Origin of the sequence: Sphingopyxis sp. RIFCSPHIGHO2_12_FULL_65_19, assembly GCF_001830555.1 — a bacterium.
GTDB lineage: Bacteria > Pseudomonadota > Alphaproteobacteria > Sphingomonadales > Sphingomonadaceae > Sphingopyxis.
In genome coordinates, this window is record NZ_MIAM01000015.1 from 132,859 (window position 1) to 135,931 (window position 3,073).

4 protein-coding genes are annotated in these 3,073 nt (G+C 65.2%); all 4 read right to left on the reverse strand.

The window, feature by feature from the left end:
* A partial coding sequence (locus tag A3E77_RS04515; protein ID WP_293643643.1) for an NAD(P)H-hydrate epimerase occupies nt 1–276 on the reverse strand: 276 nt, incomplete at its 3' end.
* A gap of 32 nt (nt 277–308) precedes the next feature.
* Nucleotides 309–698, reverse strand: a complete 390-nt coding sequence (locus A3E77_RS04520; protein WP_293643644.1) for a hypothetical protein — start codon at nt 696–698, stop codon at nt 309–311.
* Complete coding sequence (gene ilvD, locus A3E77_RS04525) at nt 695–2,554, reverse strand: dihydroxy-acid dehydratase (protein WP_293643645.1); 1,860 nt, start codon at nt 2,552–2,554, stop codon at nt 695–697. Before ilvD ends, A3E77_RS04520 begins: the two co-directional genes overlap by 4 nt.
* Nucleotides 2,555–2,613: 59 nt before the next feature.
* Nucleotides 2,614–3,073 (reverse strand): N-formylglutamate amidohydrolase (locus A3E77_RS04530; RefSeq protein WP_293643646.1); only part of this gene is annotated, 460 nt, incomplete at its 5' end.

Consider the following 3,073-nt stretch of genomic DNA (forward strand, 5'->3'; position numbering starts at 1 on the left):
CAGATCGGTTGCCGGTTCGGCCAGCGCCGCCACGCGCACCAGCGCGCCCCGCTGTGCCAACCGGCGCGCAGCGACATAACCGTCGCCGCCATTGTTGCCGGGACCGCACAGGATCAGGATCGGCGCCCCCGCCGCCATCCGCCAGGCGGTGTCGGCGACCGCCGCCCCCGCAGCCTCCATCAGTTCGCCCAGCGACGTGCCCTGGATTGCGCAGGCGGCCTCCGCCTCGCGCATCGCCTTTGCGGTCAATATGGGGGCATCGGCGGGGACGGACATGACCCCGCCCTATCACGAACGCGCCGACGCGCCTACTTCGCGCCGCCCGTGTTGGCGGGCAGGCGGTATCGGTCCTTGCCGACCGCGACTTCGATGACATTGTCACCGATGATCGTCACCTTTGCGGGTTCGGCGCCGTCGGCCGACACCACGCCGCGGCCGTCGGTGGTAATCTGGAGACGCCGGTAACCGACATTGCCGCGACCGACGACTAGGATCGCCCCGTCCTCGCCGCTCATCTCTTCGACCGTGCAGGTGCGGTCGAACAGCTTGGCGCCCTCGAGCGCGCATTCGATCCGCCCGTTTTCGCTGGCCTCACGCGATGCGCGGGCCTCAGCATCCGACAGGTCGCCATTGTCCGGCGCGCGGTCGCATCCCGCCAGCGCGAGCAGGGTCAGCAACGCCCCTCCGAATTGTTTCATCCCTTGCCCTTCAGTTGCGACAGGTCGCGCACCGCGCCGCGCGCGGCACTGGTCGTCATCGCGGCATAAGCCTGAAGTGCTACCGAAACCTTGCGCGGCCGCGGCTTGGCGGGCTGCCATGCGGCATCGCCCCTTGCCTCTATCGCGGCGCGGCGCGCGGCCAGCACGCTGTCGGCAACGGCCAATATGATCGTGCGGTTCGGGATGTCGATATTGATCAGGTCGCCATTTTCGACCAGCCCGATCGTTCCGCCTTCTGCCGCTTCGGGCGAGACATGGCCGATCGACAGCCCCGACGTTCCACCCGAAAACCGCCCGTCGGTGATCAGCGCACAGGCGGCGCCAAGGCCCTTCGACTTAAGGTAGCTCGTCGGATAGAGCATTTCCTGCATCCCCGGCCCGCCCTTCGGCCCCTCGTAGCGGATGACGACGACGTCCCCCGCCTCGACCTGTCCGGTCAATATGCCCGCGACCGCCGCGTCCTGGCTTTCAAAAACCTTTGCAGGGCCGGAGAACTTCAGGATGCTCTCGTCCACCCCGGCGGTCTTCACGATACAGCCGTCGAGCGCCAGATTGCCCGACAGCACGGCAAGCCCGCCGTCCTTGCTGAACGCATGGTCGGCCGAACGGATCACGCCATTCTGGCGGTCGAGATCAAGGTCGTCCCAGCGCCGATCCTGGCTGAAGGCCACCTGCGTCGGCACGCCGCCGGGCGCTGCGAGGAAGAATTTCCGGACGTCGGGATCGTTCGTCCGCCCGATATCCCATTTACCCAGCGCATCGCCCAGCGTCGCGCTGTGCACCGTGGGCAGGTGGGCGTGGAGCAGCCCGGCGCGTTCGAGTTCGCCGAGGATCGCCATGATCCCGCCCGCGCGGTGGACATCCTCCATATGGACGTCGCTTTTTGCGGGCGCGACTTTCGACAGGCACGGCACACGGCGCGACAGCCGGTCGATATCGGCCATGGTGAAATCCACCCCGGCCTCGAACGCCGCGGCCAGCAGGTGCAGCACGGTGTTGGTCGACCCGCCCATCGCGATGTCGAGGCTCATGGCATTCTCGAACGCCTCGAACGTCGCGATATTGCGCGGCAGGACGCTGTCGTCGCCCTCTTCATAATGGCGCTTGCACATTTCGACGGCAATCCGCCCGGCGCGCAGGAACAACTGCTTGCGGTCGGCGTGGGTCGCCAGCGTCGATCCGTTGCCGGGCAGCGACAGGCCCAGCGCCTCGGTCAGGCAGTTCATCGAATTGGCGGTGAACATGCCCGAACAGCTGCCACAGGTCGGACAGGCTGCCCGTTCGATTTCGGCCACTTCGGCATCGGTATATTTGTCGTCGGCGGCCGCAACCATCGCATCGACCAGGTCGAGCGCGACTTCCTTGCCCTTCAGCACGACTTTGCCCGCTTCCATCGGTCCGCCCGACACAAATACGACGGGGATATTGATCCGCAGCGCCGCCATCAACATGCCGGGCGTGATCTTGTCACAGTTGGAAATGCACACCATCGCATCGGCGCAATGCGCGTTGACCATATATTCGACCGAATCCGCGATCAGGTCGCGGCTCGGCAAGGAATAGAGCATGCCGTCATGCCCCATCGCGATCCCGTCATCGACCGCGATCGTATTGAATTCCTTGGCAACCCCGCCCGCCGCTTCGATCTCGCGCGCGACCATCTGGCCCAGGTCTTTCAGGTGTACGTGCCCCGGCACAAATTGGGTGAAGCTGTTGACCACCGCGATGATCGGCTTGCCGAAATCGCTGTCCTTCATGCCCGTCGCGCGCCACAGACCGCGCGCGCCCGCCATGTTGCGGCCGTGGGTGGTGGTGCGCGAACGATATGAAGGCATTTTCAACAGTCCTGATAATATTATTACAAAATTCAGCGAAGAGACGCGCCTCTACACGCCTATCCGGGCAGATTCAATGCAACTTTGCTGCACATGCGAGAAAGCCGCTGCGCGAACAACGCCTGCCCCGCCGCGTCGCCGACCAGATCCTGCCGCATCTCGATCCCGACATAGGGAATGGCGTTGCCTTCGGCATGGCGGTTCATCGTCGCATTGAGCAGCTTTCCCGAATAGGGTTGCTGGTCGCCGACGATCATCCCTTCTGCCTGCAACGCCATGATGGCGGCGCCCGCCAGCCGGTCGTCTTCATTATAGAGGACCCCGACGTGCCACGGCCGCGCCTGGTCGGGATGCGCAGCGAGCGAAGGCGTAAAACTGTGCAGCGACAGGATCATCGCCGGGCGATGCGCCGCGATCGTTGCGGCGATATGGTCGTGATAAGGCCGGAAAAAACGGGCCAGCCGCGCCTCGCGTGCGGCGTCGTCCAACGCATTGCCGGGCACCGCATGGCCGTCACTC